Origin of the sequence: Rheinheimera sp., from assembly GCF_037442525.1 — a bacterium.
In the GTDB taxonomy this organism is placed as follows: domain Bacteria; phylum Pseudomonadota; class Gammaproteobacteria; order Enterobacterales; family Alteromonadaceae; genus Pararheinheimera.
Genome location: NZ_JBBIQD010000007.1, coordinates 25314 through 49926 on the forward strand (window position 1 = coordinate 25314; position 24613 = coordinate 49926).

The 24613-nt window shown below is 54.7% G+C and carries 29 protein-coding genes and 1 riboswitch; of the genes, 4 read left to right on the plus strand and 25 right to left on the minus strand.

What is annotated here, in order from left to right:
- Positions 1-13: 13 nt before the first annotated feature.
- Positions 14-1642 (plus strand): S41 family peptidase, encoded by a 1629-nt coding sequence (locus WKJ03_RS11565; protein ID WP_337842363.1) that lies wholly within the window; start codon positions 14-16, stop codon positions 1640-1642.
- Positions 1639-2031, plus strand: a complete 393-nt coding sequence (locus WKJ03_RS11570) for a hypothetical protein (protein ID WP_337842364.1) — start codon at positions 1639-1641, stop codon at positions 2029-2031. The genes WKJ03_RS11565 and WKJ03_RS11570 overlap by 4 nt, the downstream gene beginning before the upstream one ends.
- 71 nt (positions 2032-2102) lie before the next feature.
- On the opposite strand, the gene WKJ03_RS11575 is transcribed toward WKJ03_RS11570, so the two are convergent.
- From WKJ03_RS11575 to WKJ03_RS11585, 3 genes are all read right to left on the minus strand, one after another.
- Positions 2103-2609: a hypothetical protein gene (locus tag WKJ03_RS11575; RefSeq protein WP_337842365.1), complete on the minus strand. Its 507-nt coding sequence runs from the start codon at positions 2607-2609 to the stop codon at positions 2103-2105.
- 33 nt (positions 2610-2642) lie between these two features.
- On the minus strand, positions 2643-3152 hold the full coding sequence (locus WKJ03_RS11580) for a hypothetical protein (RefSeq protein WP_337842366.1): 510 nt from the start codon (positions 3150-3152) through the stop codon (positions 2643-2645).
- Positions 3153-3484: 332 nt separating this feature from the next.
- Positions 3485-3937: a DUF2147 domain-containing protein gene (locus WKJ03_RS11585; protein WP_337842367.1), complete on the minus strand. Its 453-nt coding sequence runs from the start codon at positions 3935-3937 to the stop codon at positions 3485-3487.
- A gap of 291 nt (positions 3938-4228) precedes the next feature.
- On the opposite strand from WKJ03_RS11585, the gene WKJ03_RS11590 reads away from it, so the two are divergent.
- Both WKJ03_RS11590 and WKJ03_RS11595 read left to right on the plus strand, forming a co-directional pair.
- Positions 4229-4420, plus strand: coding sequence for an acetyltransferase (locus WKJ03_RS11590; protein ID WP_337842368.1), 192 nt, complete (start codon positions 4229-4231; stop codon positions 4418-4420).
- Complete coding sequence (locus WKJ03_RS11595) at positions 4420-4809, plus strand: type II toxin-antitoxin system death-on-curing family toxin (protein WP_337842369.1); 390 nt, start codon at positions 4420-4422, stop codon at positions 4807-4809. Before WKJ03_RS11590 ends, WKJ03_RS11595 begins: the two co-directional genes overlap by 1 nt.
- A gap of 103 nt (positions 4810-4912) precedes the next feature.
- Here WKJ03_RS11595 and WKJ03_RS11600 read toward each other — a convergent pair whose 3' ends face one another.
- The 22 genes from WKJ03_RS11600 to WKJ03_RS11705 form a co-directional block, all read right to left on the minus strand.
- Positions 4913-5332 (minus strand): hypothetical protein, encoded by a 420-nt coding sequence (locus WKJ03_RS11600; RefSeq protein WP_337842370.1) that lies wholly within the window; start codon positions 5330-5332, stop codon positions 4913-4915.
- 5 nt (positions 5333-5337) lie between these two features.
- Positions 5338-6663 (minus strand): FliI/YscN family ATPase, encoded by a 1326-nt coding sequence (locus tag WKJ03_RS11605; RefSeq protein WP_337842371.1) that lies wholly within the window; start codon positions 6661-6663, stop codon positions 5338-5340.
- Complete coding sequence (locus tag WKJ03_RS11610) at positions 6656-7288, minus strand: FliH/SctL family protein (protein WP_337842372.1); 633 nt, start codon at positions 7286-7288, stop codon at positions 6656-6658. The genes WKJ03_RS11605 and WKJ03_RS11610 overlap by 8 nt, the downstream gene beginning before the upstream one ends.
- Positions 7289-8308, minus strand: coding sequence for a FliG C-terminal domain-containing protein (locus WKJ03_RS11615; RefSeq protein WP_337842373.1), 1020 nt, complete (start codon positions 8306-8308; stop codon positions 7289-7291).
- Complete coding sequence (gene fliF / locus WKJ03_RS11620; RefSeq protein ID WP_337842374.1) at positions 8289-10034, minus strand: flagellar basal-body MS-ring/collar protein FliF; 1746 nt, start codon at positions 10032-10034, stop codon at positions 8289-8291. Before fliF ends, WKJ03_RS11615 begins: the two co-directional genes overlap by 20 nt.
- Positions 10035-10043: 9 nt before the next feature.
- A complete protein-coding gene (locus WKJ03_RS11625) occupies positions 10044-10361 on the minus strand; it encodes a flagellar hook-basal body complex protein FliE (RefSeq protein ID WP_337842375.1) in 318 nt (105 codons plus the stop codon).
- 17 nt (positions 10362-10378) lie between these two features.
- Entirely contained in the window at positions 10379-11689 is a 1311-nt protein-coding gene (locus WKJ03_RS11630; protein WP_337842376.1) for a sigma-54 dependent transcriptional regulator, read from the minus strand.
- Between the two features lie 13 nt (positions 11690-11702).
- On the minus strand, positions 11703-12533 hold the full coding sequence (locus WKJ03_RS11635; protein WP_337842377.1) for an OmpA family protein: 831 nt from the start codon (positions 12531-12533) through the stop codon (positions 11703-11705).
- A gap of 181 nt (positions 12534-12714) precedes the next feature.
- Positions 12715-12799: riboswitch (cyclic di-GMP riboswitch) on the minus strand.
- 321 nt (positions 12800-13120) lie between these two features.
- Positions 13121-15202, minus strand: a complete 2082-nt coding sequence (locus tag WKJ03_RS11640; protein ID WP_337842378.1) for a flagellar biosynthesis protein FlhA — start codon at positions 15200-15202, stop codon at positions 13121-13123.
- Positions 15203-15204: 2 nt separating this feature from the next.
- Positions 15205-16341, minus strand: a complete 1137-nt coding sequence (gene flhB / locus WKJ03_RS11645; RefSeq protein WP_337842379.1) for a flagellar biosynthesis protein FlhB — start codon at positions 16339-16341, stop codon at positions 15205-15207.
- A gap of 3 nt (positions 16342-16344) precedes the next feature.
- Positions 16345-17121: a flagellar biosynthetic protein FliR gene (fliR, locus tag WKJ03_RS11650; protein ID WP_337842380.1), complete on the minus strand. Its 777-nt coding sequence runs from the start codon at positions 17119-17121 to the stop codon at positions 16345-16347.
- Positions 17118-17387: a flagellar biosynthetic protein FliQ gene (locus WKJ03_RS11655; RefSeq protein ID WP_337842381.1), complete on the minus strand. Its 270-nt coding sequence runs from the start codon at positions 17385-17387 to the stop codon at positions 17118-17120. The genes fliR and WKJ03_RS11655 overlap by 4 nt, the downstream gene beginning before the upstream one ends.
- Entirely contained in the window at positions 17384-18121 is a 738-nt protein-coding gene (gene fliP / locus WKJ03_RS11660) for a flagellar type III secretion system pore protein FliP (RefSeq protein ID WP_337842382.1), read from the minus strand. Before fliP ends, WKJ03_RS11655 begins: the two co-directional genes overlap by 4 nt.
- Positions 18114-18470, minus strand: coding sequence for a FliM/FliN family flagellar motor switch protein (locus WKJ03_RS11665; protein WP_337842383.1), 357 nt, complete (start codon positions 18468-18470; stop codon positions 18114-18116). Before WKJ03_RS11665 ends, fliP begins: the two co-directional genes overlap by 8 nt.
- Positions 18467-19345, minus strand: a complete 879-nt coding sequence (locus WKJ03_RS11670; RefSeq protein ID WP_337842384.1) for a hypothetical protein — start codon at positions 19343-19345, stop codon at positions 18467-18469. Before WKJ03_RS11670 ends, WKJ03_RS11665 begins: the two co-directional genes overlap by 4 nt.
- An 8-nt stretch (positions 19346-19353) precedes the next feature.
- Positions 19354-19770, minus strand: a complete 417-nt coding sequence (locus tag WKJ03_RS11675) for a hypothetical protein (protein WP_337842385.1) — start codon at positions 19768-19770, stop codon at positions 19354-19356.
- Between the two features lies 1 nt (position 19771).
- Complete coding sequence (locus WKJ03_RS11680) at positions 19772-20761, minus strand: flagellar motor protein MotB (RefSeq protein ID WP_337842386.1); 990 nt, start codon at positions 20759-20761, stop codon at positions 19772-19774.
- Entirely contained in the window at positions 20761-21618 is an 858-nt protein-coding gene (gene motA / locus WKJ03_RS11685) for a flagellar motor stator protein MotA (protein ID WP_337842387.1), read from the minus strand. The genes WKJ03_RS11680 and motA overlap by 1 nt, the downstream gene beginning before the upstream one ends.
- A 15-nt stretch (positions 21619-21633) precedes the next feature.
- Complete coding sequence (locus WKJ03_RS11690) at positions 21634-22356, minus strand: FliA/WhiG family RNA polymerase sigma factor (protein WP_337842388.1); 723 nt, start codon at positions 22354-22356, stop codon at positions 21634-21636.
- 9 nt (positions 22357-22365) lie between these two features.
- Positions 22366-22797 (minus strand): flagellar basal body-associated FliL family protein, encoded by a 432-nt coding sequence (locus tag WKJ03_RS11695; RefSeq protein ID WP_337842389.1) that lies wholly within the window; start codon positions 22795-22797, stop codon positions 22366-22368.
- 14 nt (positions 22798-22811) lie between these two features.
- Positions 22812-24191 carry a flagellar hook-length control protein FliK gene (locus tag WKJ03_RS11700; protein ID WP_337842390.1) on the minus strand — a complete coding sequence of 460 codons (1380 nt, stop codon included), beginning with the start codon at positions 24189-24191 and terminating at the stop codon, positions 22812-22814.
- Positions 24188-24514, minus strand: a complete 327-nt coding sequence (locus tag WKJ03_RS11705; RefSeq protein WP_337842391.1) for a hypothetical protein — start codon at positions 24512-24514, stop codon at positions 24188-24190. The genes WKJ03_RS11700 and WKJ03_RS11705 overlap by 4 nt, the downstream gene beginning before the upstream one ends.
- Positions 24515-24613: the final 99 nt, after the last annotated feature.

Below are 24613 nucleotides of genomic sequence, written 5' to 3' on the forward strand. Positions count from 1 at the left end.
AGGAGGAGTGCGGATGAAATATCAGTTATGGTTCAGCGTTTTAGTGGCTGTCACTCTCAGCTCATGCGGCGGCGGTGGCGGCTCCTCAGGCAGTACAGGCGGGACGGGCGGCGGCAGTACCACTGCACCGGTCTGGACAGCAGGTGTTTACAACAACGAAAGCCAGTACAAAGATTATTGCGCCGCACCGCGCAGCGGCACCGACCCCTATAACAGCAACCAACCTTACCCGGACAAAGCCGGTACCGCCATGCATGAAAAAATGTGGTTACGCTCCTGGAGTAACCGCACTTACCTATGGTACCGCGAATTGCCCGACCGCGACCCAGCAGGTTATTCGGTGGCGGCTTATTTTGACCAGTTAAAAACAGAGCAGAGCACCGCCTCTTCCGCAGCCAAAGACCAGTTTCATTTCACCCAAGATACCGCCAGCTATAACCAGCAAACCCAGTCTGGCGTCAGCTCCGGCTATGGCATTGAATGGTCGGTGCAGTCCACCACAGTGCCACGCTGGTTTCAGGTGGCCTATACAGAACCGAATTCACCGGCCAGTGCCGCCTCAGTCCGCCGGGGCGATATTATTCTGGAAATTGACGGAGTGGATTTTATTAACGACCCAACCCAGGCTGGGGTAAACACCCTGAATGCCGGTTTGTTTCCGGACAAATCCGGTGAGCCGCATCAGTTTAAATTCCGCCGCACTGATGGCACTGAATACAGCCTGACACTGACCTCCGCCAATGTGGCCAGCAGCCCGGTGCAAAACGTTAAAGTGCTGAACACCAGTGCAGGTAAACTGGGTTATATGCAGTTTAATTCCTTTATCGCACCAGCCCAGCCGCAACTGATTAGCGCGGTGAAACAATTCCGTGACCAGGCGGTCAGCAACCTGGTGATCGATTTACGCTACAACGGCGGAGGTTTGCTGGCCTTGTCCAGCCAGCTGGGGTATATGATGACGGGGCCGGACATTATTCAGAACAGGTTCTTTGAACGCATGCAGTTTAATGACAAATACCCGACCACCAACCCCATTACCGGCGCCACACTGCAGCCAACGCCCTTTTACAGCAAAGAAATTAATTACGAACAAAACACCCTGACCAGCACCAGCTTACCCAACCTGAACTTAAGCCGGATTTTTGTGCTGGCTACCGGCAACACCTGCTCCGCCAGTGAGGCTTTTATCAATGGTCTGCGAGGCGTGGATGCAGAAGTGATACTGATAGGCGACCGCACCTGTGGCAAACCCTATGGCTTTTATCCGGAGGATAACTGCGGCACCACCTATTTCACCATTCAGTTCAGTGGCATTAATGCCAAAGGCTTTGGCGACTATGCCGACGGCTTTGTGCCCACCCCAGCGCCACAATTTGACGACCAGGTGAAAGGCTGCGCCGTGGCTGACGACTTTAACCATCAGCTGGGCGATCCGGCCGAAGCCCTGCTCGCCACCGCTGTGCAGTATGCCCAAAGCGGCAGCTGCCCAATCAGCGCCACCGCCAATAACACCAGCAGGTTCAGCAACAGCTTCAGTAACAATGCCCCCTCCTTGCTGGCAACACCTGCGGTGCGTCACCCGAACGACAGGGTGCTGAACCAAAGCATTCGCCGCCCTATTCACGAACAGGAACAACCATGAGACTAAGCCTATCTGTCGTCGCACTGTTACTGAGCGCCTGCCAGCACCAGCTGCAGGCCGAACAACAAGCCGCTGTGCTGATGGAAACCTCAGCCCAGGTGCGGCTGGAAATTCAGCAGGCGATACAAGAAGCCATTGGCGGTAATCCAGTGAAGCTGGCCGACAATGTATTTTTATTTGAATCAGAAATCTGGATTGAAAACGCCGTATTGCGGGACGACAAAGGCCGGCCTTTGGACGGCCGCATCCAAAACGCAGCCAACCTGTTTCAACTGAAACTGGACAATGGCCGCTGTGTGCTGCGCCACAATAAATCCAACCAGAACTTTGAGCTGCAAAGCGCCCACTGCGTCGCTGAAAAACAGCGTTACCCTGAGACCACGCAGTAACAGCCCTCGAAGATCACGATAAGGTCAGCTCTATGCTGGCCTTTTTTACAGATGGCGGCACCGGCGCAGCCTCAGGGAATATTGACATACTCCAGCACCCAGCCGTCGCCTAAGGTTTTGGTATAAAACAATGGCTGGGTCAGGTCCTGCTCTATAACGTCGTGCAGCTCAGGCTTGTATTCAGTGTGTTGTGCAGGCTGGTAACTAAAGCCCAGGTGGCTGCCACCCGCCCCACGCCATTCGGACCACTGCAATAAAAATAAAGAACAGCCTCCCTGCGGAGCCATAGGCAACGCCAGTTCTGTTTTGCCCAGTTTACGTAATACGCTTTTTAGGGTATCTACCGCAGGCTGAATTTCAGCCGGGTAAGACGCGGGGAAATCCACCTCAAAAGTGAGGTAGGAGCCAGGGTTTCTGGCACGGTAAGCACAAGCCGCTTGCGCCAATTGGCGGAATTCAGCCTGATGCTGCTGATAATAATGGCTCAGTTCAGTCAGGTCTTTTCGGGAGTCGTATTTATCTGTATTCCAGTAAGCAACGGCAAAAACCGCGACCATTGCAGCAATCAGCCAATTCATCAGGCATCCTTGAATAAAAACACAGTTTCGCAGCTAAGGGCTGTAGTCATATTGCACATACCAGCCATCAGCCAACGGCTTAGTGAAATACACAGGTTGTTGTTTGTTGTGTTTATCCAAATCGTGCAGCTCTGGAATATAGTCAGCCAAGCGGGACGGGTTGTAGCTGTAACTCATTTCAACACTGTCGCCGGCAAACACAAAACCCCATTGCAGCAACAGCAGCGAGCAGCCGCCGTCAGCACCCTGTAGCAATATCAGGCTCTCGCCGCCTATCTGATCTATCAAACGGTCAATTTTGGCGAAGTCTGCGGCCAGTGGCATCGGGTATTCCGGCGCTGTACCTGGCTTATAAACTTCATGGCGGGTATTCATTTGTTTTTGCACAGCACAAGCCTGAATAACCAGTTGCTGAAACTCAGCCTGATGCTGAAAAAAATGTGGAGTCAGCTCAGCTGCGCCCGGGTTTTTAGCTGCAGCTTGACTGCATTGGTAAAGCAGAAAGAGCCAACAGAAAATTAAAAAAGCGAAGAGTCGTTTCATCCTGATTTTTCGTCCTGAATCCTTGTTCCTTGCCTTCAACCAGTTGCCCCACTACGCCCGTGGCTTATTACAGGAAAACTTGAAAAACAATTGGTTAGCTATCCGTGTGTGGGCCAGAATTGCGCCAATTCCCGTTTTTGTCAACAAAACAGCAAGGCTATTTTTCCGGTTGTCACTGCCCGCGGCTTGTGTGATGGTAAGGACTGAACAGATAGGACGAACAAGGCAAACCATGCAAAGCCAGCTTTCTTTGGCAGACTATGTGAAAAGGCGCAACAGCGTGCCTTTGCCAGCACCAGCTGGCTGATGGCGCACTAAGCCCGGAGTCAGGCTTATCGGTTTACACGTTGCCAGGTCTGGCTGCGGCCTAACAGCGAAAAGCCCAGGTAGCCCCGCACATTTAGCTGGTCGGCGTTCGCCAGGCTTAAAGTGCAGCTGTATAACTTGCCATTTTTTGGGTCCAGAATATCGCCATCGCTGTAGTCATCGCCGTCTTTGCTCAGGCCTTTAATAATCACCAGTCCGAGCACCGGCTGGTCTTTATCCGCACCTTTACATTCAGTGCAGAGCGCAGCTTTTTTGGCCGGGTCGAAAATCTCCACCACCTTGCCGTACAGCTTGCCGTTTTCTTGATAAATTTCGACCACCGACTTCGGCTGACCGGTTTCATCATCCATGGTTGTCCATTGACCTGTGACTGTGGCCGTAGCCTCAGGCTGATTGGCCTGTACAGAACCCATGGCCGCCAAGGCCAGCGCAAACAAAGAAACACGGATATTTTTCATAAAAGGCCACTTCAAATCAAAAGACAGACAGACCAGCGATGCGGGCCAGATTCGGCGCGAATCATCCCTTAGGACAAAAGGCAGAGTCAAGCGGCAATGAGGTTAACTAAAGCTCCAGATTGAGAGCGAGGGAAAACCTAGCTATTGATTCCCTGCCGCTTGCAAGCAATGCCCTCTAATTTAATCTGCCGAACTCAAAGACACTCAGGAAACTAGTGGTGACTCAAACCCTTGCTGGGTTTTCCATCTTTGATGGTTTACACTTCCATCGTTTAACAACCGCAAGACTCGATGGAAGGAACTGAAATTGCTATGAACCCTAAAATTCAGCAACTGGGTTTTCAATTAATACAACGCCCAAAAGTTAAGCCTAAAAAACAACTAGATTTATCTGGTGCTGAAGGACAGCAAATTGTTTTGTCAGAAACAAAACTGGTCTTACGCACTCATGCCAAAACCTTTAAGAAACTGGCTGATATGTAATGGACCTTATTTTGTTCCCCTTTGAGCGAGTGGTGGAAATTAACGCTCATATCTTAAGCCGGGAACCTGGTATGAAAGGGAGCATTGATTTAAACAAACTTCGCGGAGCGCTGGGAAGGATAGACAACGCAATCCTTTACGATGCGTTGGATGATGTATTTGAAATTTCAGCAAAATACGCAAAATCCATTGCTGTCGCCCATGCAATGCCTGACGCAAATAAGAGAACAGCTTTGGCCGTCGCTTTAGAGTATTTGTCGCTCAATGACTATGAAATTCAAACTGATAACGACATTTTGGCAGATGTAATGGTTGCCGTCGTGTTAGATGAAATTAGTGAAAAAGAACTCGCAGATATTTTGTATACCCTCTACCGCAACAACCCTTGAGCAACTCTGCCCCCGCTCAATAACCATATCCATTCTAATCACGTCCTGTAAGACCACCTATTAGACGAAACATAACATGCCAACACAATTCGGCAAGCTCCCCTTACGCCAGCTGCCTTCCACGTTGATGCAGCTGCATGGCCAGTTCGTCGGCTTGCAGTTGTTCCTGGCGTTGTTGTTTTTCCTGTTGCGCCAGTTCACGCCGTTCGACCAGGCATTCAATGCCTTTGCTGAAGGCGGCCTGCTTGCGGCAAACCTGCTGCTGTTGCTGCAGTTCCTGCTGGCTCTGTTGCACTTTGTCCTGCTGCTGTTGCTGCATGTCCCACAGCACATTTTGCATCGATGCCAGGTTTTGCAGGCCCAGCGCCGATTTCATCTGATAACTGCGTTCCAGTTGCTGAATATGGCCGGTCAGCAGCTGCAAGCGCCGTTCTTCCTGCTGGCTATGCTGCGCCAGCTGGTTTTGCCGTTCGGCCATCTGCAGCAGGTTCTGCTGCTGTAACTCCAGATACTGCTTTAACATGTGGTTCAGCTCCCGAGTAATTGCTGCAGTTGTTGCTGGGCTTCAGTAAAACTGCAGGCCTGGTTTAAGCCCTGGGTCAGAAAAAGTTCTAACGCCGGATAGAGTTGCACCGCCTGGTCAAGCTCCTGGTCTTTGCCTTGTTGGTAAGCACCGAGTGGGATCAGCTCCTGCACCTGCAGGTAGCGGCTGTACAGCTTTTTCAGTTTGTAAGCCTGTTTCAGCTGGGCTTCCGGCACTATGTGCGGCATCACCCGGCTGATGGACGCGCCAATATCAATGGCCGGGTAATGACCCCGCTCCGCCAGGTTGCGGCTCAGCACTATATGACCGTCCAGAATAGCGCGGGCGGCATCGGCTATTGGGTCCTGCTGATCATCCCCTTCCGCCAATACGGTATAAATGGCGGTCATACTGCCTTGGCTATCGGCACTGTTGCCTGCTTTTTCAACCAGTTGCGTCAGTTTGCTAAATACAGAAGGCGGATAACCTTTGGTGGCAGGCGGCTCGCCCACCGACAAAGAAATTTCGCGTTGCGCCTGGGCATAACGGGTTAACGAATCGACCAGCAATAACACGTTCAGGCCCTGGTCGCGGTAATAGGCGGCCAGCCGGTGCGCCAGTTCGGCGGCGCGCAGCCGCAGCAAGGGCGACTGATCGGCCGGAGACGCCACCACTACTGCCTTTTTCAGGCCATCCGGCCCCAGGCACTGCTCGATAAAATCTTTTACTTCCCAGCCGCGCTCACCAATCAGGCCAACCACCACCACGTCGGCCTGGGTAAAGCGGGTCATCATGCCCAGCAGCTTACTTTTGCCAACGCCCGAACCGGCGAACAGGCCGAGGCGCTGACCCTGGCCAACGCTAAACAGGCCATTAATAGCGCGGATGCCAACATCCAGCGGGGTGCTAACGCCTTTTTTCTGGAGTGGGTTCACCGCCGCCAGGCTGGCAGAAATGCGTTCGCCTTCCGTCAGACGGCCTTTGCCGTCGAGCGGCTGCATTAAGCCGTCGACCACCCGGCCAAGCAAGGCCTGCGACACCCAAAAACTGGAGGCGTCCGGCACCGAACGCACCCGGGCGCCAGCCCGCACGCCGGATACAGGTTCCAGCGGCATCAAAAAGGCCTGGTCAGGTTCAAAACCCACCACTTCGGCTTCGCACCAATCGCCTTGTTCGGTTTCCACCTGGTAACGCTGGCCCAATACAAAATGACCGCCAGCGGCCGATAAAATCAGCCCATTGACCCGCACCAGCCGACCAAAACTCAGCACAGGCGACGGGCGGATCAGCTGGGCTCTGGCACTGGCCAGTTCGGCGCTCAGGTTACGCATGGTCGCCCAACAATTGCTGACGCAGTGGTAACAGTGCTTCGTCTAAGCGCTGCTGGAAATCCAGCTGATGCAGCTGTTGTTTGCCATTAAACAGCACCTGCCCTGCCGACAACTGGTTGTCGAGTTGCAAGGGCACCTGCTGAATTTGTGAAATGCCGGTAAATAAGGCGGCGTCCTGTGCCGACACCGCAATGGACTGCAGCGGATCAGTCGCGCCCAATAAAGGCACCAGCTGCTCAATCGACAACTGCAATAACGCCGGTTGGGTCACCAGTTCGGCCTGCAGTACCAGGCTGCACAGCTGCTGCACTGTCAGCAGCAATTCGGCAGCCAGTTGCTGATCCCGTTGTTGCAGTTGCTGCTCGAACTGCTGCGCCAGCAAATCCAGCGCCTGCTGCTCACGCACCAAGGCGTCAGTTTGTTGCTGTTGCAGCTGGTGTTGCCAGAAGGCCTCGGCCTGTTGTTCACCGGCAGTCCGGCCACGGCTGAATGCATCCTGCTCTGTGGCCTCGACCCCAGCCTGATAACCTTGCTGATAGCCTTGTTCGTACTGCTGCTGCGGATGTACAGAGCCATCACGCCGCTGCAGTGCCGGAAAGCGCAAAGGTTGCGCGGCGCCGCTCATTTAGCCCACCGTCTCTTCCGGATACAACCGGTAATCCAGCTCGCCTGCCAGCATACGCTGCTTCACTATGGCCATAATCTCGGCACGGGCCGCTTCTACTTTGCGCACCGGCTGCGGTTTCATGGTATCGATTTGCTGACGGTACACTTGCGCCAGACGCTTAGGTAACACGGCCAGAATGGCTTCGGTCAGCGCCACATCGGCGCCCTTTAAGGCCGTGACCCACAACTCGTCAGGCAGGTCGGTCAGCAGCTGGTTCAGCACCTCTTCGCTCTGACGGCTTAAGCTGAAGAAGTCATACATCTTGTCTTCAATGGCTTCCGCTGTGGCAGAGTTGTGCTGTTTTAGCAGCTCCATAATTTCGGCTTTATTGCCGCTGTAGCGGTTCATAATGTCGGCCACCTGCTGCACCCCGTTGACTCGGGCACCCACCTGTTCACCGACATAATCAATGCAGCGCTCCAGGGTGTAACGCAGATCTTCAATCACGTGTTCGCTGACTTCGCGCATATTGGCAATACGGAACAGAATGTCGTCGTGTTTTTGCTGTGGAAATAAGCCCAGAATGGCACTGGCCTGTTCGGCTGGTAAAAAGGCCAGGATCAGCGCCTGCATCTGGATATGCTCCTGCTCCATAAAACGCACCAGCAATTCAGCCGGCACCCATTCCAACCGGCGGATATCGTCCGCCAAAGCGCCGCCATAAATATCGTCCAGCATGCCACGCGCCAGTTTACGGCCCACCGCTTTGTCGAGCGCCCGCTCCAGATACAATCTGGACGCGCCACTGACCCCGCTTTCGGTGCGGTACTGGTCAAAGAAGTCGGTCAGAATAGAGGCCACGTCGTCCTGCGTCACATTGGCAATTTTGGCCATACGCTCCGACAAAGCACGCACTTCGTTGCGACCCAGTTTTTTGATAATACAGGCGGCATTTTCTTCGCCCATACTCAGCAGCAGTATTGCGGCTTTATCCAAATCACCAATGGTTTTGGTTTGCTCAGCTCTTAACGGATTCAACGCTGACTCCTCGTTCTATCCAGAATTTGATCACTGCAGTCACCCGGTCAGATTCCCGGTTCGCCAGCAGTTGCAAATGGTTGATTTGGTCTGCGAATTCAGAACCTACCGCAGGTAAGTTCATGTTATGGGCGGCGGCGGCGCCGACGGCTGCATCCGCCGCAGGGGTTGCCACTCCATCCAGAGTCGCCGGGCCTTTGGTCACATCTGCCTGAGCGTCAGCCGCCTGCGCTGCCGCGCTTAATGGGTTGAGCCCTGTCACTGCGCCAGCCGCTGCGCCTGGTGCTTTTTGTTTACGGGTCAGGTGGCTCACCAAAGGCCGCACACCAAAAATCACCAGCGCCAGACCAATCAAAGCCCCGACACCGTAACGGATGTATTCTTTCATCTCCGGCAATTGCCACCAGGCCATACCTTCCAGCTCAGCCGCAGCGCCAGCCGGCACAAACTCAAAGGCACTGATATGAAACTGGTCGCCACGTTCGGCCTGGAACCCTGTGGCGGTTTTCACCATTTCGCCCAGTTGATCCAGCCGCGCCTGTGTCCAGCCAGCGTCACCTGCGGCCGCCTGATTGACCAGCACAGACACGCTCTGGCTTTTTACCCGGCCAATTTCATAGCGGGTATGGGTAATGGCTTTGCCGGTGTCGAACTCACGGCGGGTTTCATTGCGCTGCGAGGTGCGTTCGTTGTTGTCCGGCGCCGCCTGCTGGCCGGGTTGCACCGGTACCGGCGGCTGATTGGCCAAAGAGCCCGGAATGCCCATCGCCAGCTGATCCTGCATCGAGTCAGTTTTCATGTTTTCGCTGCGCAGCACCGCCTCTTTGTCCAGGGCTTCGCGGGTTTCTTCCACTACGTTAAAGTCGACATCGGCCGACACCTGAATGCGGTAATTGCCATCCCCCAGCACAGGCAGCAGCATGATGGAGGCGCGCTGTTCAATCGAACGTTCCACTTTGTCGATAAAAGCGAGTTTTTTGTCAGTTTCTTTGCCAATAGGGGTTTCGTCGTACAAAGAGCCCGATACCAGTTTGCCGCGCTGATCCACCACAGAGACCTGACGCGGGTCCAGCCCCGGAATACTGCCGGACACCAGGCTGACAATGGCTTCTACCTGCTCAGGTTTTAAGTTGTAGCCAGGTGCTAAATCCACCATCACTGACGCTGCCGATTTTTCTTCTTCACGGCCCACGAACAGGTTGCGTTTCGGAATGGCCAGATGCACCCTGGCGTTGCGCACCCCATCCATGGTAATAATGGTACGGGCCAGTTCACCTTCCAGCGCATGCTGGTACTGCATCGACTCCATAAACTGGCTGGTGCCCATGGCCATTTTGTCCTGCATGGCCGACAGACCTTCCGGCATCGCGGCCTTAATGCCACGAGCTGCCAAGGTGATACGGGCATCGGCCAGGCGGTCCTGCGGCACCATAATATTGCCGCTGTCGGTGTCGATGCGGAACGGAAACTGCTCTTTATCCAGAATTTCAACAATACCGGCTTTGTCGTAATGCTCCTGGCTGCCATACAGAGGCACGTAGTTTTTTGCCGAAGTCCAGAGGATCACCACAATAGTGGCGGCGACCAGGGTGGCCAGCAGCGCAATGGACGCCAGGCTGCGTTCGCCCTGCGGCAAAAATTGCATTTTGCCGGACAGGTTAATCACTTTCTCCCGGAAGCTGCCGTCAATAGTGGCGGGCATGGCTTTCGCTAATTCAGTTTTCATCATTCAGCCTTACAGCGACATGCGCATAATGTCATCCACACCGTTCATCACTTTGTTACGGATCTGCAGCAACATAGAGAAACTTAAATCCGCCTTCTGGCTGGCGACCATAGCCCCCACCACATCGTCCGAACGGCCGGCATCCACGGCCGCCATCATCTCCGACGACAAATTCTGCTGGGCATTAATGGAACGCATCACAGCGCTGAAATCGCTGCTGATGCCACTGTCGGCCTGAGCCGGCTGAATACGGTCATTGCGGGCGATTTGCTCCAGCTGACCAAACTGACTGAGTAATTCCTGTTGCGACTGAATTGGACTGACCATCTGTCTGCTCCTCTGACTTAAGCTATTGCGTCTGTGTCTACACCATGCTCACGCATAGCCGCCAATTTGTAGCGCAGTGCTCTGGTGCTGACGCCCAAAGCCGCTGCAGCCCGGGTACGGTGACCGTTAAACTGGTTCAGTACCCCTAATACGTAATCGAATTCTGCGTTGCGTTTGCTCTGCTTCAGTTGCTCGGCGGATACCGGCAATTCAGCGGCAGGCACCACCTGCTCCGGCAAACTTAAGTCCACCGGCTGCAGTTCAATACCACGCGCCATCACCAGTGCCCGCTGCATCACGTTTTCCAGCTCACGCACATTGCCCGGCCAGGAATACGCCAGCAGTTGTTGCCGCGCCGCCGGGCTTAACAGGTACTTGCCGTCGCCGTATTTCTGCATAAAAAACTCGGCCATCGGCAGAATGTCGTCGCGGCGTTCCCGCAAGGCGGGCCAGCGCAGTGGCAATACATCGAGCCGATAAAACAAGTCCTGACGGAACAGACCTTGTTCAGCCAAAACGCGCAAGTCTTTGTTGCTGGCAGCAATGACCCGCACATTGAGTTTAATTTTCTGGTTGCTGCCCAGACGTTCCAGTTCACGTTCCTGCAGCACCCGCAACAGCTTGGCCTGTAAAGGCAGTGGCAGTTCAGAGATTTCATCCAACAGCAGGGTGCCGCCATTGGCGGCTTCAAACTTACCTATCTGGTTCTGCGTTGCCCCAGTAAAGGCGCCTTTGTTGTAACCAAACAACATGGCTTCGAGCATATTTTCCGGAATAGCCGCACAGTTCACTGCGATATAAGGCTGGTCACGGCGGGCGGACACCTGATGAATGTACTGAGCCAGCCGCTCTTTGCCTGTGCCTGACTCGCCATTTAACAGCACAGTGGCATCGGTCTGCGCCGCCCTGTTAGCCAGTTGCAGCACCTGACGGCTGCCCACAGACACAGCCACCATATCCTTTAAACCGCGACCCACCGAGGCGGCGTGACGGATGGTATTTTGCAGTTGCACTGCACTGAAAGGTTTGAGCAGATAGTCGATCGCCCCCTGGGTCAGGCACTCAGCGGCAAAGGCATGCTGGTCGCGTTCCACCAGCACAATGATCTGACAGCTGTCAAAATGCCGTTTCAGCAGGCGCATCAGCTCAACAGTACGCACATCCGGCAATTCCGACGCTAACACCACAATGTCCGGCCGCAACGTGCTGCAGGCATTCAGTACACAGGTTAAATCTCTGGCAGTCGTCACCTGCAGACCTTCGGCCCTGGCACAGTTCAGTTGCTCCTCTGCAGGGACAGAGGCATCGATCCACAATAAATTTTTCATACCACCTCTTCTCTCAACCTGCACTGCGGATCAGCCGCAGCACCACTCTGTTATTGGATTGGTTCCGTGCCAGCGGGTATCTGTTGCCATGGGCCCGGATCTCCAGCTGCTTTTTCGGCACCCCCCATTCAATAAAACGGGCCGCCACTTCGTCGGCACGTTCTTCCGACGCCAGACGGTTGGCCAAAGACGAACCGGCGTCATCGCTGTGACCATCGATCAGCACTTTGCGGACAGCTTTGTCTTCTTTGATATAACGGGCCAGTAATTGCAGATGGGCCAGGCCAGCCGCCGTTGGCTGGCGTTCACCGGCCAGATAATGCAGTTGATAATCGCGGGCTTGTTCCCAGCTCAGAGGTAATAACGATGTGGTGCAGCGCTGAAACTCCGTCAGGGCTGCGGCGGATTTCAGGTTGGGCACCTTCAGACTGAGTTCCTGGCCGGGTAAGTCCAACCATAACTCCAGCCAATAGCCTTGCTGCAGTTGTTGCAGAACCACAGGCACCTGCTCCACAAAGCGGGCATGAGCCTGAGTGATCTCTGTGGCGGCCAGTTGCAACGCAGGCGCATACTGGCCAGGCTGCCAGTCCGCCGGAACCAGACGGCCCCGTACGTCCTGCAACTGCAGATGCGTGGAGTTCATATCCAGCCACAACTCCAGCGCTTTGGCTGGTTCCTGACGAAAACTTAAAGTCGCCATAGAGCCCAGTTGCTGCTGCATGCGGCATTGAAACTGATTGCCTGAAACCCGCCATTCAGACTGATCCATAGCAGGCACCACCACAGTCGCGGCTGTGCTGCCCATGATCGCACTGAATGCCAGACTAACTAAAGTGCTGTTCACCCGAATCATCCTTTTAACCAACCCGTTTGGGCCAAAGCCCGGTACCCGATTAAAAGGCAAACAGCAAATAGGCAGGCGGAGCACTTCTGTCAGACAGATCGACCCCAACCCTTTGATTCAGACGAGCACCACCCTTGCCATACGACAACTGTAGTGGCTCACCTGAAGGGTGACCGCTTGCTAATGCAACCCCGCTATCTTAGGCTATCGCCCTTAGACCGGAGGCTTTGCGTCCTGACCTTTCGACCAGTTTGCCTTTTAATTTCTAAGCTTTTTACGCTTTAGGCTCAGATTTACACTGAACCCTTGCTTAACATAAATAAATTCCGCAAAAAAAAACAGGATGAAAGTTTTATTTTTGTAAATTCAACGAGTTGAATGCACAAAATTTACCCAAACCACCTGCTTTCCATTCATAAATGACACTAAAAAAACACGTAATTTCAATGTCATAAACACTAAATACCATACTAACATGACGTTTAGTTGAAACAGATTCGACCAAGGCCCAAACTGGTTAAATTTGCGACAGAAACATTGATCGGCTCGACGAACGCAGATCCTGCTATTGCAAAGTCATTTATCCGTTACCCCAGGGTTCCAATCACATTGACCCGCACCTGATCCGGCACTTCGTTGTAAGAGAGCACCACCAGATTACCCTGAGTAAAACTCAGCGCATAACGGGCCAGCAGCGGCCTTAACTGAGGCAACACCACCAATACAGGGTGATAACCCAGGCGCTGCATTTGCTCACGGATTTGTGGCATCAGGCGCTGGAACTGACTGAGCAGATTCGGTGCCACCGGGAACGAATCCAGGCTGACTTTGCCGGCCTGCATCGCCTGATTCAGCGCGCTTTGTAAGGTCTGCTCCAGCTTGTCATCCAGGCTGTAGACTGCCAGTTCGTCCCGCTCACCCAGGACCTGCTGCACCAGCATGGCCTTGAGCGCACACCGCACATCCGACACCAACAAAATCGGGTCTTTCGTCACCTCAGCACTGTCAACCAGCGCCGTAGCAATAGTCACCACATCGGCCAGACTGACCTGCTCTTTGAGCAACAGGCGCAGCACTTTTAACTGCAGGTTGGGCAACAAGGCTTTTTCCAGCGCTTCGGCCAAAGTGGGTGCCACCTGCGCCAGCCTTTTATGAAACTGCTTCACGTCTTCAAAAATAAACAGCTCAGCCAGTTGCTCCTTCACCACTTTGCCCACATGGGTTGCCACTACTGTGGCCGCATCCACCACCGAATAGCCCAGGTTCAATGCTTTGGATTTCTGCTCAGCGTCAATCCAGACCGCTTCCAGACCATAAGCAGGATCTGTGGTCACCTCGCCATCCATCTGGCCGTAGATATCCCCCGTATTCAGAGCCAGCAGTTTATTGGCCTGCAAGCGGCCAGAACCAACCATCACCCCACCGAGCCTAATGCGGTACTCCTGCGGATTCAGTTTCAGACTGTCGCGCACCCGCACTTCCGGTAATAAAAATCCAGACAGTTCCGACAGGGTTTTGCGCACCCCACGTAAACTTTGCAATAAGGGTTCGCCCTGGGTTTTGTCAGCCAGATAAACCAACCGGAAACCCAGTTCCACCGACAAACGGTCTGTATGCGGAATATCGTCCCAGCTCAGGCTGACCGCTTCCTGACTGATCTTTTCGGTCAGCGCTTCGACTTCGGTGTAACTGCGGCCCTGCTGCTGTTGTTGCAAGCGCCAGGCGGCGAAAAACAAAGGCGCGGCAAAGGTCAGGAAAGCTGCGGTTGGCATACCGGGCACTATGCCCAGCACCGTCATAATAAAACCGGCGGTCAGCAACACCCGGGGCGAGGCCAGCAACTGCCGGCCCACTTCGTCCGACATTTCGCCTTCGTCATTCATCCGGGTCACAATAATGGCAGCAGCCACCGACATCAGCAGTGACGGAATTTGCGCCACCAGACCGTCACCTATGGTCAACAGCGCAAACCGCTGGAAAGATTCACCCAGCCCCAGGCCGTGCATAAAGACACCAATGGCCACCCCGCCCAACAGGTTGATCACCAGAATAATCAGACCGGCAATAGCATCCCCACGGACAAACTTGGCCGCACCGTCCATCGAACCGTAAAAGTCGGCTTCGCTGGCAATCTGGGCCCGCCTCTCTTTGGCCTGCTCCGGGCCTATCAGACCTGCGTTCAGGTCGGCATCAATGGCCATTTGTTTACCCGGCATGGCGTCCAGTGTAAAACGGGCCGACACTTCGGAGATCCGCTCGCCACCTTTGGTAATGACCACAAAGTTAATGATCATCAGAATAACGAACACCACCATACCGACCACATAATTGCCGCCAATCACCACTTCGCCAAAGGCCTGCACCACCCGGCCGGCCACGTCAGTGCCTTCATGACCGTGTAATAACACCACCCGGGTGGAGGCCACGTTCAATGTCAGCCGCATCAGGGTCGCCACCAGCAGCACAGTGGGGAATACCGAAAAATCCAATGGCTTTTTGGTCGAGACCGCCACCAGCAACACAATAATGGCCAGTACGATGTTGAAGGTAAACAGCACATCGAGCAGCCAGGCGGGCAGCGGCAGCACCACCATGGCCAGTATGGCCAGCAGCAGCACCGGAATTGCAGTATAGGGTTGAGTTAACATTCGCCAGTTCACAATGGACATCCTCACTCATTGGCCTTTTGCAGGCTGGACGGAATAAATAAATCGGGCAATGGGGCCGGCGCCTGGCCGCGGCCTTGTTTATAGGCTTTCAGTTGCATCACGTAATGCAGTACATAAGCCACTGCGGTATAGAGCGCTTTGGGCACTTCCTGGTCGACCCGGGTGGAAAAATAAATGGCCCGTGCCAGCGGCGGCAGCTCCAGCACTTCCAACTGATGTTGTTTCGCCAGCTCCCGGATACGCAGCGCCATTTCATCCACCCCTTTGGCCACCACATAAGGGGCTTTGGCTTTGCTTTCTGAGTACTTCAGCGCCACGGCAAAATGCGTTGGGTTGGTAATAATCACATCGGCCGTCGGCACCCGTTCACCCAAACGCCGGTTGGCCTGCTGGTACTGAATTTGCCGGATCCGGCCCTTGATTTCCGGGTTACCGTCGGTGGACTTGCGCTCTTCCTTCAGTTCCTGCTTGGTCATTTTCAGCTCTTTGCTGACTTTAAACTGCTGGTAAGGCACATCGATGACCGCCACCAGGCAAAGCACCAGCGCCAGCACCATCAGGCTGAAGGACAACACCTCCAGCCCGTCTTTGCTGGCCAGCACTAAATCCATCCGTTGCAATTGCAGCAGTCTATCCACCAGATGATTCAGCAAACCCCATAAACAGCCGCCCAATAAGCTGACCTTCAGAATGGATTTCACCAGTTCAATCCAGCTGTCCATCCCGAACATCCGGCCCAAACCTTTGATTGGATTCAGTTTGTTAAATTTCGGCCCCAACAGCTCAGCCGAATAAATAAAACCACCGGGCAACACACCCGCTATCCAGCTGGCACAAAACAGCGTCAGCAAAAATGGCAGACTGGTGCCCAGCATGGCCAACAGGGCACTGCCGATACTGCTGGTCATCAGATCCGGCTGTTTCAGGCTGTTTTTATCCAGCCGCCAGCTCTGCTCCATCAACTGGGTAAACAACTCCATAAAACTGCCGGCAAACCACAATAAAGCAGCAGCGCCAATCAGCAGCGACATGGCGGTATTCAGCTCTTTGGAACGTGCCACCTGGCCCTGACGGCGGCCTTTTTTCAGCCGTTGCTCTGTGGGTTGTTCGGTTTTTTGCTGACTGCTTTGTTCGGCCATGTTTTACCTCAGCGCCAGCAGCATGGTACTGAGCACATGCTCAGCCATCTGTGCAAAATACTGGCCCATCTGACTCAACGTCAGAAAAACACAGACAAAACCCAGCAACAGCGTCATCGGAAAGCCCAATACAAACAGATTCAGGCTGGGTGCCGAGCGGCTGGCGACACCAAAGGTCAGGTTCACCAGCAGCATGGCAATAATGGCGGGCAGCGCCACCAGCAGCGCCGAGGCAAACATCCAGCTGACCAAGCCCAGCAGTGACTGAATATTCACCTGATACAGGCTGTCACCGACAGGCCAGAGGCTGAAGCTGTCCACCAGCACCTGCAGCGCCACCAGATGGCCATTCAGAGCCAGAAACAACAAAGCGGTCATGATCCAGAACAGCTGGCTGAGCAGGGACACCTGGTCGCCACTGGCCGGGTCCATCATCACCGCCATCGACAAGCCCATCTGCATCGAGATCACCAGCCCCACCAGCGCCAGCACTTCAAATAACATCCGTACCGCAGCGGCCATCAACACCGCAAAAATTACCTGCTCCAGCGTGACCAGCATCCCATCGATGGAAAAAGGGTCTATCGCTTTCACCTCAATAGCCGGAGCCAGCAAAAAGGCCAGCGCCAGCGCCAGTAAGATCCGGCTGCGCGGTGTCACGGCCGGGTTATCAAACAGCGGCATGGCCCATAAAAAAGCAGCCAGGCGGACAAAGGGCCACCACAACGAACCAAACCAGACCATCAGCTGGTCGATGGTTAAGTTCAGCAGCGGGCTCATCCCAACATCCCCGGGATCAGCTGGCTCAGGTCGGCGAACCAGTCGATGAGTTTCTGAACCAGCCAGTGACCGGCAAACACCACCATCAGCAGGGTCAGCAACATACGCGGCAGAAAGGTCAGGGTTTGCTCCTGAATGGAGGTCGCCGCCTGGAAAATAGCCACCACAATGCCGAGTAACAGACCGGGCACGATCAACACCAGCAAAATTTCGATAATGCTGAAAATGGCTCTGCTGACCAGATCCGTTGCCATTTCCGGCGTCATGGTGCAGCTCCGAAACTGGCGGCCAGGGTGCCAGCAATCATGGACCAGCCGTCCGCCAGCACAAAAATCATCAGCTTAAATGGCAGGCTGATAATCAGCGGTGACAACATCATCATACCCATCGACATCAGCACACTGGCGACCACCAGGTCGATAATCAAAAAGGGGATAAACAGCATAAAACCTATCTGGAAGGCAGTGGTCAATTCGCTCAGCACAAAAGCAGGCAACAGCACATCAAAGCTCAGGTCCGCTGCGGCCATGGTGGTCGGCTCTTTGGCTATTTTCAGCACCTGCTGCAACTCGTTTTCACGAATTTGCGCCAGCATAAATTGCCGCACCGGCTGTTCAGCCCGGCCAATGGCCTGTTCCAGCGTCATTTGTTCCGCCTGATAGGGTTTAAAGGCATTCTGGTAAATATCCTGCCAGACTGGCTTCATAATCAGCAGGCTCAGCATCAGCGCTATGCCAATCAGAATACGGTTGGGCGGGCTTTGCGCCAGACCCAGCGCCTGACGCAGAATGGCCAGCACAATGATGATGCGGGTAAAAGACGTCATCATCATCACAATACCGGGGATCAGGCTCAGCATGGTCATCAGCAGTAAGATCTGCAGTTTGACGCTGTAATCCTGGCCTGAGTTGGTGTCGGTGACCGACAACAAAGTCAGCTCCTGAGCGTTCAGGCCAAAACTGCCGGCCAGCAACAGCAGGAGCAGAAAAAACTTAGGCATCGGTTTTCTGCTCGCGACGGGTCGACACAAATTTCAGGCCGTATTTGCCGTTGACCATCACCACTTCGGCTTTGGCAAACAGTACACCGTTGACTTTCACATCCAGCGGTTCACCGACGGCTTTGTCCAGCGGCAATACGTCCCCGGCTTCGGCGTCACTGAGTTCGCCTAAGGTCACTTCGGTGCTGGCCACTTCCAGAGTCACTGTCAGTGGTACGTCGCGGAACATGGCCATGCCAGGCCCGCTTTTAACCGGGGCCTGCGCCTGATCGTCACCAAACAGCTCGCCCATATCCAGCATATCCATATCGTTCATTCCGGTATCCATAGCGCTTTGTACGTTGCTCATGATCCACTCTCTGCGTAATCTGAAATTTGAAACATCAAGGCACCGGCTTCTTCCGCTACCTTGCCGTGAAACAGCACCTGCTGTTCCAGCTGAAACTGCATGGAACTGAACAGCTCCACACTCAGCAGTTCGCCCTGACACCAGGCCTGCAGCTGTTCAACCCGCACCTGACGCCTGGCCATTTCCACCCGTCCCCGCACCGGGAGACGCCGCCAGTCCAGCAGCGCCACCGGGCCTGATGTGCCCTTGTGCTCTTCAGGTTCGTTCGCCCACAGTGCAACCGGCAGCCAGAGCAGCCAGCTGACGGCTTCACCGGCCAGCACTAACCGTACTTTCAGCACCAGCCATTGAAAGGGTTCGGGCCGGAACTGCTGTTTAAACAAATGCGCCGACAGCGGCAAATGCTGGTTAAACAACAACTGCATCAGTGCCTGCGCCTGCTTTTGCAGCAAACGGCAACAAATGCGGGTTTCCGACGCGGAAAACTCCACTTTTTCTTCAATCTGGTGGCGGGCTGTCAGTTGGCCCCCCAGGCACAGATCAGCCATGTTGTGCACAGCCTGATGATCAATGGCCAGATAGCAGCTGCTTTCCTGCTCCAGCGGCAGTTGCAATTCAGCCAGCAGCACGGACTGTTCCGACAGCCAGTTGTCCAACCCTGTTGGGTTGCAGATATTCAGGTCCAGCTCAAAATCGACGTCTGTTAACATGCGGCCCAATTCGGCCTGCAGTGCTTTGCCGGTATCAGTCAGCCGGTTGCGGGCCAGCTGACTGGCCTGCTCATACTGCCGCTGCTGCCGGGTCAGCGCATACGAACTGCACTGTTGCGCTGTGCCCGCTTTTTGCAGTTTTGACATAATTTTTTGCTTCTTCATCTGCCCACTCATGCAGTTGTGTTCTGTACCAGACGAACCGGCTGTTGTTGGATCACAAAAGCCCGCCGTCTTAATTTGCGTAATAACTTCAGTACCAGTTGGGGATCCGCATTCACCCAGGCCAGACCGAGAAATTCCAGCTTGTCATCCACCTGCTGGCGGTACTTCACGACAGCTTTCACCCGGGTGTTACGGTCATAACAGACCCAGAACTTACCCGGCACTTTGTCTTTTCGCGGCACAAGCACACCGGCACCGCCGCCACTCATATCTTTCACCACAGCGGAACCGATCTCACCGCCAAACCAGCCAGTGCTTTTGAGCTTCACCGGCACCCCTTTGGTCTGAGTGACCAACGGCTGAGTCGGATCATAAAAGTACCAGCGGTAAAATTGCCGTCCCGGCTGTTGTCTGGGGTACGGCATCTCAGTTCTGATACCTTGTTCTTAAGACCGGCTGATTGGCTTCAGCGCCTGCAGCCGCCTGCTCAACCGCATTGCCCGGTTTTTCACTGCTGAATAAATCCAGCAACTGTTGTTCGGCTTTTTTGGTCAGGATCAAAATCTCTATGCGGCGGTTCTCACTGGCCCCTGGCTGCGCCGGGTTCAGTAACACGGTTTCGGCAAATGCAGACACCTGAGCCACCCGCTGCACCGGCATACCACCAGCCGCCAACACTTGCCGTGCCTGCAAAGCCCGGTCACCGGACAATTCCCAGTTGCTGTACTGGCTGCTGTTAAAGGCCGTACCATCGGTATGGCCGGATAACAACAATTTGTTCTGAATGCGGGAAAACACCGGTGCCAGCTTCAGCAGCAAATCTTCAAAATAAGGGTTCATCTGCACCTGACCGCGCTGGAACATCTGGCGGTTTTCGCTGTCGCGTAAAATCACCCGCAAACCAGCAGGAATTTGCTCAACGACCAGGTTCGCTTCGGCCTGATTCAGCTCGGCAAACTCTTTAAAGGCCATGGCCAGCAGGTTCAGATCCGGCGGCGATTCGTACTGGCCGCTGATCAGTGAATTCAGTTTTTCGCCCATACCGGCGGAAGGTTCACGTTTGCCTTCCGGGATCTGCAGATGAGCCGACATACCCGCCACATAACTTTGTTGTGGTTCATGGGTAGACACCGCCATTTCAACAGGTGACGGGTTACCGCCCAGGTCCACCGGATAAGGGCTGTTCATCGCATCAAAGGGATGGCTGTTACCGCCCAGAATAGACTGAGTACGCATATAGGACGCCACATCTGTACGTTCTTTGTAGGTGGAGACTTCCAGAATCCACAGCACCATAAAAAACGCCATCATCGCCAGGGTGAAATCGGCAAAAGCCACCTTCCAGGCACCGCTGCTTTTTTTCGCTGCAGCAGTGCGGGCCGCACGGCGCATTAAAACGGGAGTCTGTGCGTTCATCAGGCAGCCTTGTTGTTAATCCAGTCTTCCATCTCAGTGAAAGAAGGTTTGAGTTCAGCCGCAATCAGCTTACGGCCAGAATCGGTCGCCACCACCGCCACATGGCCTTTGGTATGAGATACCAGTACAGCCCGCACACACTCGAGCAGCGCGATTTGTTTGCGCACATAAGCTTCCATGGCTGAACTCATCGGCTCCAGCAGGCAATAACAGCCGAAAATACCGATAAAGGTCCCAACCAGGGCTGCCGCCACATGGTAACCAATGCTGGATAAGGGGCCATCCAGGTGTTGCATGGTGATAATAATGCCGCCCACTGCGGCCAGAATGCCAAAGCCAGGCATGGCTTCCGCAATGGAATGGGTGGCCGAAGCCGGCTTCAACTGCTGCTGTTCCAGCGTCTGGATTTCCTGCTCCAGCAGCATATCCAGGTCATAGGCGTTAATTTTGCCCAACCCCATCAGCCGCACATTGTCACAGACAAACTGCAGCAGCTGCGGGTTGTCCAGCACCGCCGGGTACGAGATAAAAATTGAGCTGGTCTGCGGGTTTTCCACATGGTCTTCCAGTTCACGAAAGCCTTTACTGCGGATGGTTTCCAGCAGCTGATACAGCAGCACCAACAACTCTTTATACAGCTGCGCCTGATCCGGCTGGCGGACAAACTGGGCTTTCAGCTGGCGGCCTAACTCCTTCAGCACAGACCCACTGTTGCCCACAATCAAAGCGCCGAGGCCTGCGCCGAAAATAATCACGAACTCAGCCGGTTGCCATAACATGGCCACATTGCCGCCTGCCATCATAAAACCACCGACCACGGCCAGCAGCACCACACCTAAACCTATCAGTCGTTGCATCACATCAGTCCTGCGTTAATCCCACTGCGACAGTTTTTTTGTCAGTAAATCAATAGCCTGCTTATGCAACTGGCAAACCCGGCTTTCGGTCAGGTCCAGCACCAGCGCAATTTCTTTCATATTCAGCTCATGGCTGTAGTACAACTGCAGCAACAAGCGGCTGCGCTCCGGCATGGTCGCCATGGCCTGCTGCAGTGACAGCTTCAGTTCCAGTGCCGACAACGAGGTTTCCCCCAGTTCAGCGTGTTGTTGCTGCTCGAGCAGCAGATCCAGACTTTCCATCGATTCGGCCTGGTTCAGATACAGCAGCTCAGCAACTTCCTGCGGGCTGAGCTGCAGATGCAAGGCCAGTTCTTCCTGGTTGGGCAAACGGCCCAGTTTGCGGGTCAACTCACGGCTGGCATCGCGGAACTGATGGGCCTGCTGCCGCAACTGGCGTGGCCGCCAGTCAGCGCGGCGGAACTCATCCAGCATGGAGCCGCGCACCCGTTTAAAGGCATAAGATTCAAAAGCAGCATCCGGCGCCTTGCCATAACGGCGCAACGCCGACAGCAGCCCCATCAGGCCAATTTGCTGCAGGTCGTCGCTGTCTACCACAGCCCCTAACAAGGAGCGCAAATGGCCAGCGGCACGCTTTACCAGATAACTGTATTTCTGCAGCCACAACCCTTCATTGGCCACCGCCAGTTCAGGCCCGGCAGCCAGTTGTGGTTCAGTCCAGAAGTTTTCCGCCAGCATAATGCGGTCCTACTGAATAAAAATGTTAGTGATCAGCACCTTATCCAGCTGCTGTTCGTATTTGTTGTCCAGCAACGTCTGGTTAAAACGGGCCAGTAATTCAGACTGAACCTCCGCCACCTGCTGCATGGCCAGCTTCACTTCCAGGTGGCTTTGCCGGGCGAAATGTTCCACCAGCGCATTACGCAGCAGCGGTGTGGCTTCCTTCAGCGCAGCAATGGTGTCGGCTTTGTGGCTGACCAGCGTCAGTTCCAACACCAGGTATCTGGACGTCGGGTCCCCGCTGACACTCATTACAAATTTTTCCATCGGATGAAACAGCGGCTTGACGCTGATTTCTTCGGTTTGGGTACTGCTCTGGTTCAACTGCAACCAGAAGTAACCGGCGGCACCTGCTCCGGCTGCGACCAACGCCAGCAAAACGACGACTGCTTTATTCATGTCCTTGTTTTTCCTTACACCAGTTGATTCAGCCAGCCGGAAGGCTGCTGTTCTGAAGTTTGTGGTTCTGCATCCACCCAGTGCGGGTTCTGCGCTATCTCAGTTTCTGAGCCCCATTGCCGCTGACGCTGGCCTGACTGACCATCGCCTGTCTGTAACTGCAGCTGAATGTCCGCCCCTAACTTTTGCTGCAACTGCAACCGCAGCTGATCCAGGCCCTGAGCCATCAGCTCGCGGGTCTGACTGACGCTGCTGTTCAACTGCACCGAGACCTTGTCACCGTCCACGGCAATACTGAGCTCGACGGCTCCAAGGCTGGGCGGGTCAAGCCGGATCGTGGCTTTTTGCAGCCCCAGACCAAATTGCAGTTCGGTTTTATCAGCCAGCAGGTGCATCAGACGCTGACCCAGTTGAGAGGGGTGAGAGCCAAGCAAAGGCTCGCTGCGCCAGACCGCATCCGTCTGTACCGCAGTGAGCCTTGCCTGCACCAGCTGAGTTGTGCTGAATTCTGCAGGCTCAGTCGCCTCCGGGGTCAGCCCGGTGGAAACCAGCCCAGGTTGCGACATCCCCGCCGCTGTTTTGGCAGCAAAAGCCGGAGACTGGCTGAACAATACCCCTTCAGCTGCGGCCACCCACTGAGAGGCCCGGCCAACAGGGGGAAGGCTTTGGTTTGGACTGGCCGCACTGAGGTGTTCAGTCGCCGGGGCCATAAGCTGCACCGGCGCCATTCGTTGCATCAGCTCAGCAGGCGCAGCTGTTGTCACAACCTGCGCGGCTGCAGGCAATACAGAAACTGAGTCAAGACGCGGGACTACAGCCTGCAGCCCGGCCCCGGCAGCCGCTGTGACCATCGAAACGCTGTTGGTACTCACAGGAACAGGCCGCTGCACGTCAGGCCATGCGGAGGCTGCCACAGCAGCCGTTGGCAGGACGGCTGTCTCTGTCGGCATGGACCCGGCGACCTGGATTGTTGCCGTTCTGGCAGACAGAACATCAGTGACTGGGCCCGAGACGAACCCGCTTTTTTCAGACCAAGCTGCGCTGTCCCCAACAGGCAACGGCGACAGGCCGGCCGCTGAGACGGGGTGCTCAGCACCGGCGTCTATGGCCTGTAATGCAGGCTCTGTCAACAGAGTGGCCGGTTGACGGGTCGCAGCCAGCAGCAGTTCCAGCACGGGATTTAACACCGAAGGTAAAGCGGTTTCCTGCTCTGGCGCAGCCAGTGGCAGCTCCGGCAGGCTTGCGGGTGCCTGAGCATCTGGCTCCTGCTCTGTCCAGTCTGGCTCCCCCCCTTCAGGCCAGTGCTGTTCTGAGGGCACCTCGTTGGCAGGCTGCACCACAACAGGCTGGGCTGAAGATGCCGTTGATACCGGATTCGCGGCCAACAGATTCATGATTCTGTCCCGTCAGTGGTCTGACGATAGGCCAGCACACCGGCTTTGTTCTGCTGAAACTGCATCATCTTGAGCTCCAGCAGCTGCTGCTGCTTTTTCGCCAGTTGGATCAGCTGTTGGTAACGTTGGGTCAGCATTTGCAGCTCGACGCTCAGACTGGCCACATTGTGCTGCGATTTCAGTTGCTGCACCTGCTGCTGGATCTGCCGGTCAAGCGCCTGCACCTGCAGCCATTTGCCATGCACTACCGCCTGATGCAACTGCAACAACAGGTGCTGAGTCTGCACCAAAACAGGTTCTGATTTTGCGAGCTGTACCGGCATGTAAGGCGTTCCACTAAACTAAACTGTATTCAGCCAGAGTTCAGCAAAAAGCGAGCCAATAGTTAAGTTACTGATTTATATTGGATATAATAGTAATTA

Bases quoted from the DNA above. Each gene is read 5' to 3' on its own strand.
- WKJ03_RS11565 (WP_337842363.1), top strand. From the start codon at position 14: ATGAAATATCAGTTATGGTTCAGCGTTTTAGTGGCTGTCACTCTCAGC.
- WKJ03_RS11570 (WP_337842364.1), top strand. From the start codon at position 1,639: ATGAGACTAAGCCTATCTGTCGTCGCACTGTTACTGAGCGCCTGCCAG.
- WKJ03_RS11575 (WP_337842365.1), bottom strand. From the start codon at position 2,609: ATGAATTGGCTGATTGCTGCAATGGTCGCGGTTTTTGCCGTTGCTTAC.
- WKJ03_RS11580 (WP_337842366.1), bottom strand. From the start codon at position 3,152: ATGAAACGACTCTTCGCTTTTTTAATTTTCTGTTGGCTCTTTCTGCTT.
- WKJ03_RS11585 (WP_337842367.1), bottom strand. From the start codon at position 3,937: ATGAAAAATATCCGTGTTTCTTTGTTTGCGCTGGCCTTGGCGGCCATG.
- WKJ03_RS11590 (WP_337842368.1), top strand. From the start codon at position 4,229: ATGGAAGGAACTGAAATTGCTATGAACCCTAAAATTCAGCAACTGGGT.
- WKJ03_RS11595 (WP_337842369.1), top strand. From the start codon at position 4,420: ATGGACCTTATTTTGTTCCCCTTTGAGCGAGTGGTGGAAATTAACGCT.
- WKJ03_RS11600 (WP_337842370.1), bottom strand. From the start codon at position 5,332: ATGTTAAAGCAGTATCTGGAGTTACAGCAGCAGAACCTGCTGCAGATG.
- WKJ03_RS11605 (WP_337842371.1), bottom strand. From the start codon at position 6,663: ATGCGTAACCTGAGCGCCGAACTGGCCAGTGCCAGAGCCCAGCTGATC.
- WKJ03_RS11610 (WP_337842372.1), bottom strand. From the start codon at position 7,288: ATGAGCGGCGCCGCGCAACCTTTGCGCTTTCCGGCACTGCAGCGGCGT.
- fliF (WP_337842374.1), bottom strand. From the start codon at position 10,034: ATGAAAACTGAATTAGCGAAAGCCATGCCCGCCACTATTGACGGCAGC.
- WKJ03_RS11625 (WP_337842375.1), bottom strand. From the start codon at position 10,361: ATGGTCAGTCCAATTCAGTCGCAACAGGAATTACTCAGTCAGTTTGGT.
- WKJ03_RS11630 (WP_337842376.1), bottom strand. From the start codon at position 11,689: ATGAAAAATTTATTGTGGATCGATGCCTCTGTCCCTGCAGAGGAGCAA.
- WKJ03_RS11640 (WP_337842378.1), bottom strand. From the start codon at position 15,202: ATGTCCATTGTGAACTGGCGAATGTTAACTCAACCCTATACTGCAATT.
- flhB (WP_337842379.1), bottom strand. From the start codon at position 16,341: ATGGCCGAACAAAGCAGTCAGCAAAAAACCGAACAACCCACAGAGCAA.
- fliR (WP_337842380.1), bottom strand. From the start codon at position 17,121: ATGAGCCCGCTGCTGAACTTAACCATCGACCAGCTGATGGTCTGGTTT.
- WKJ03_RS11655 (WP_337842381.1), bottom strand. From the start codon at position 17,387: ATGACGCCGGAAATGGCAACGGATCTGGTCAGCAGAGCCATTTTCAGC.
- fliP (WP_337842382.1), bottom strand. From the start codon at position 18,121: ATGCCTAAGTTTTTTCTGCTCCTGCTGTTGCTGGCCGGCAGTTTTGGC.
- WKJ03_RS11665 (WP_337842383.1), bottom strand. From the start codon at position 18,470: ATGAGCAACGTACAAAGCGCTATGGATACCGGAATGAACGATATGGAT.
- WKJ03_RS11670 (WP_337842384.1), bottom strand. From the start codon at position 19,345: ATGAAGAAGCAAAAAATTATGTCAAAACTGCAAAAAGCGGGCACAGCG.
- WKJ03_RS11675 (WP_337842385.1), bottom strand. From the start codon at position 19,770: ATGCCGTACCCCAGACAACAGCCGGGACGGCAATTTTACCGCTGGTAC.
- WKJ03_RS11680 (WP_337842386.1), bottom strand. From the start codon at position 20,761: ATGAACGCACAGACTCCCGTTTTAATGCGCCGTGCGGCCCGCACTGCT.
- motA (WP_337842387.1), bottom strand. From the start codon at position 21,618: ATGCAACGACTGATAGGTTTAGGTGTGGTGCTGCTGGCCGTGGTCGGT.
- WKJ03_RS11690 (WP_337842388.1), bottom strand. From the start codon at position 22,356: ATGCTGGCGGAAAACTTCTGGACTGAACCACAACTGGCTGCCGGGCCT.
- WKJ03_RS11695 (WP_337842389.1), bottom strand. From the start codon at position 22,797: ATGAATAAAGCAGTCGTCGTTTTGCTGGCGTTGGTCGCAGCCGGAGCA.
- WKJ03_RS11700 (WP_337842390.1), bottom strand. From the start codon at position 24,191: ATGAATCTGTTGGCCGCGAATCCGGTATCAACGGCATCTTCAGCCCAG.
- WKJ03_RS11705 (WP_337842391.1), bottom strand. From the start codon at position 24,514: ATGCCGGTACAGCTCGCAAAATCAGAACCTGTTTTGGTGCAGACTCAG.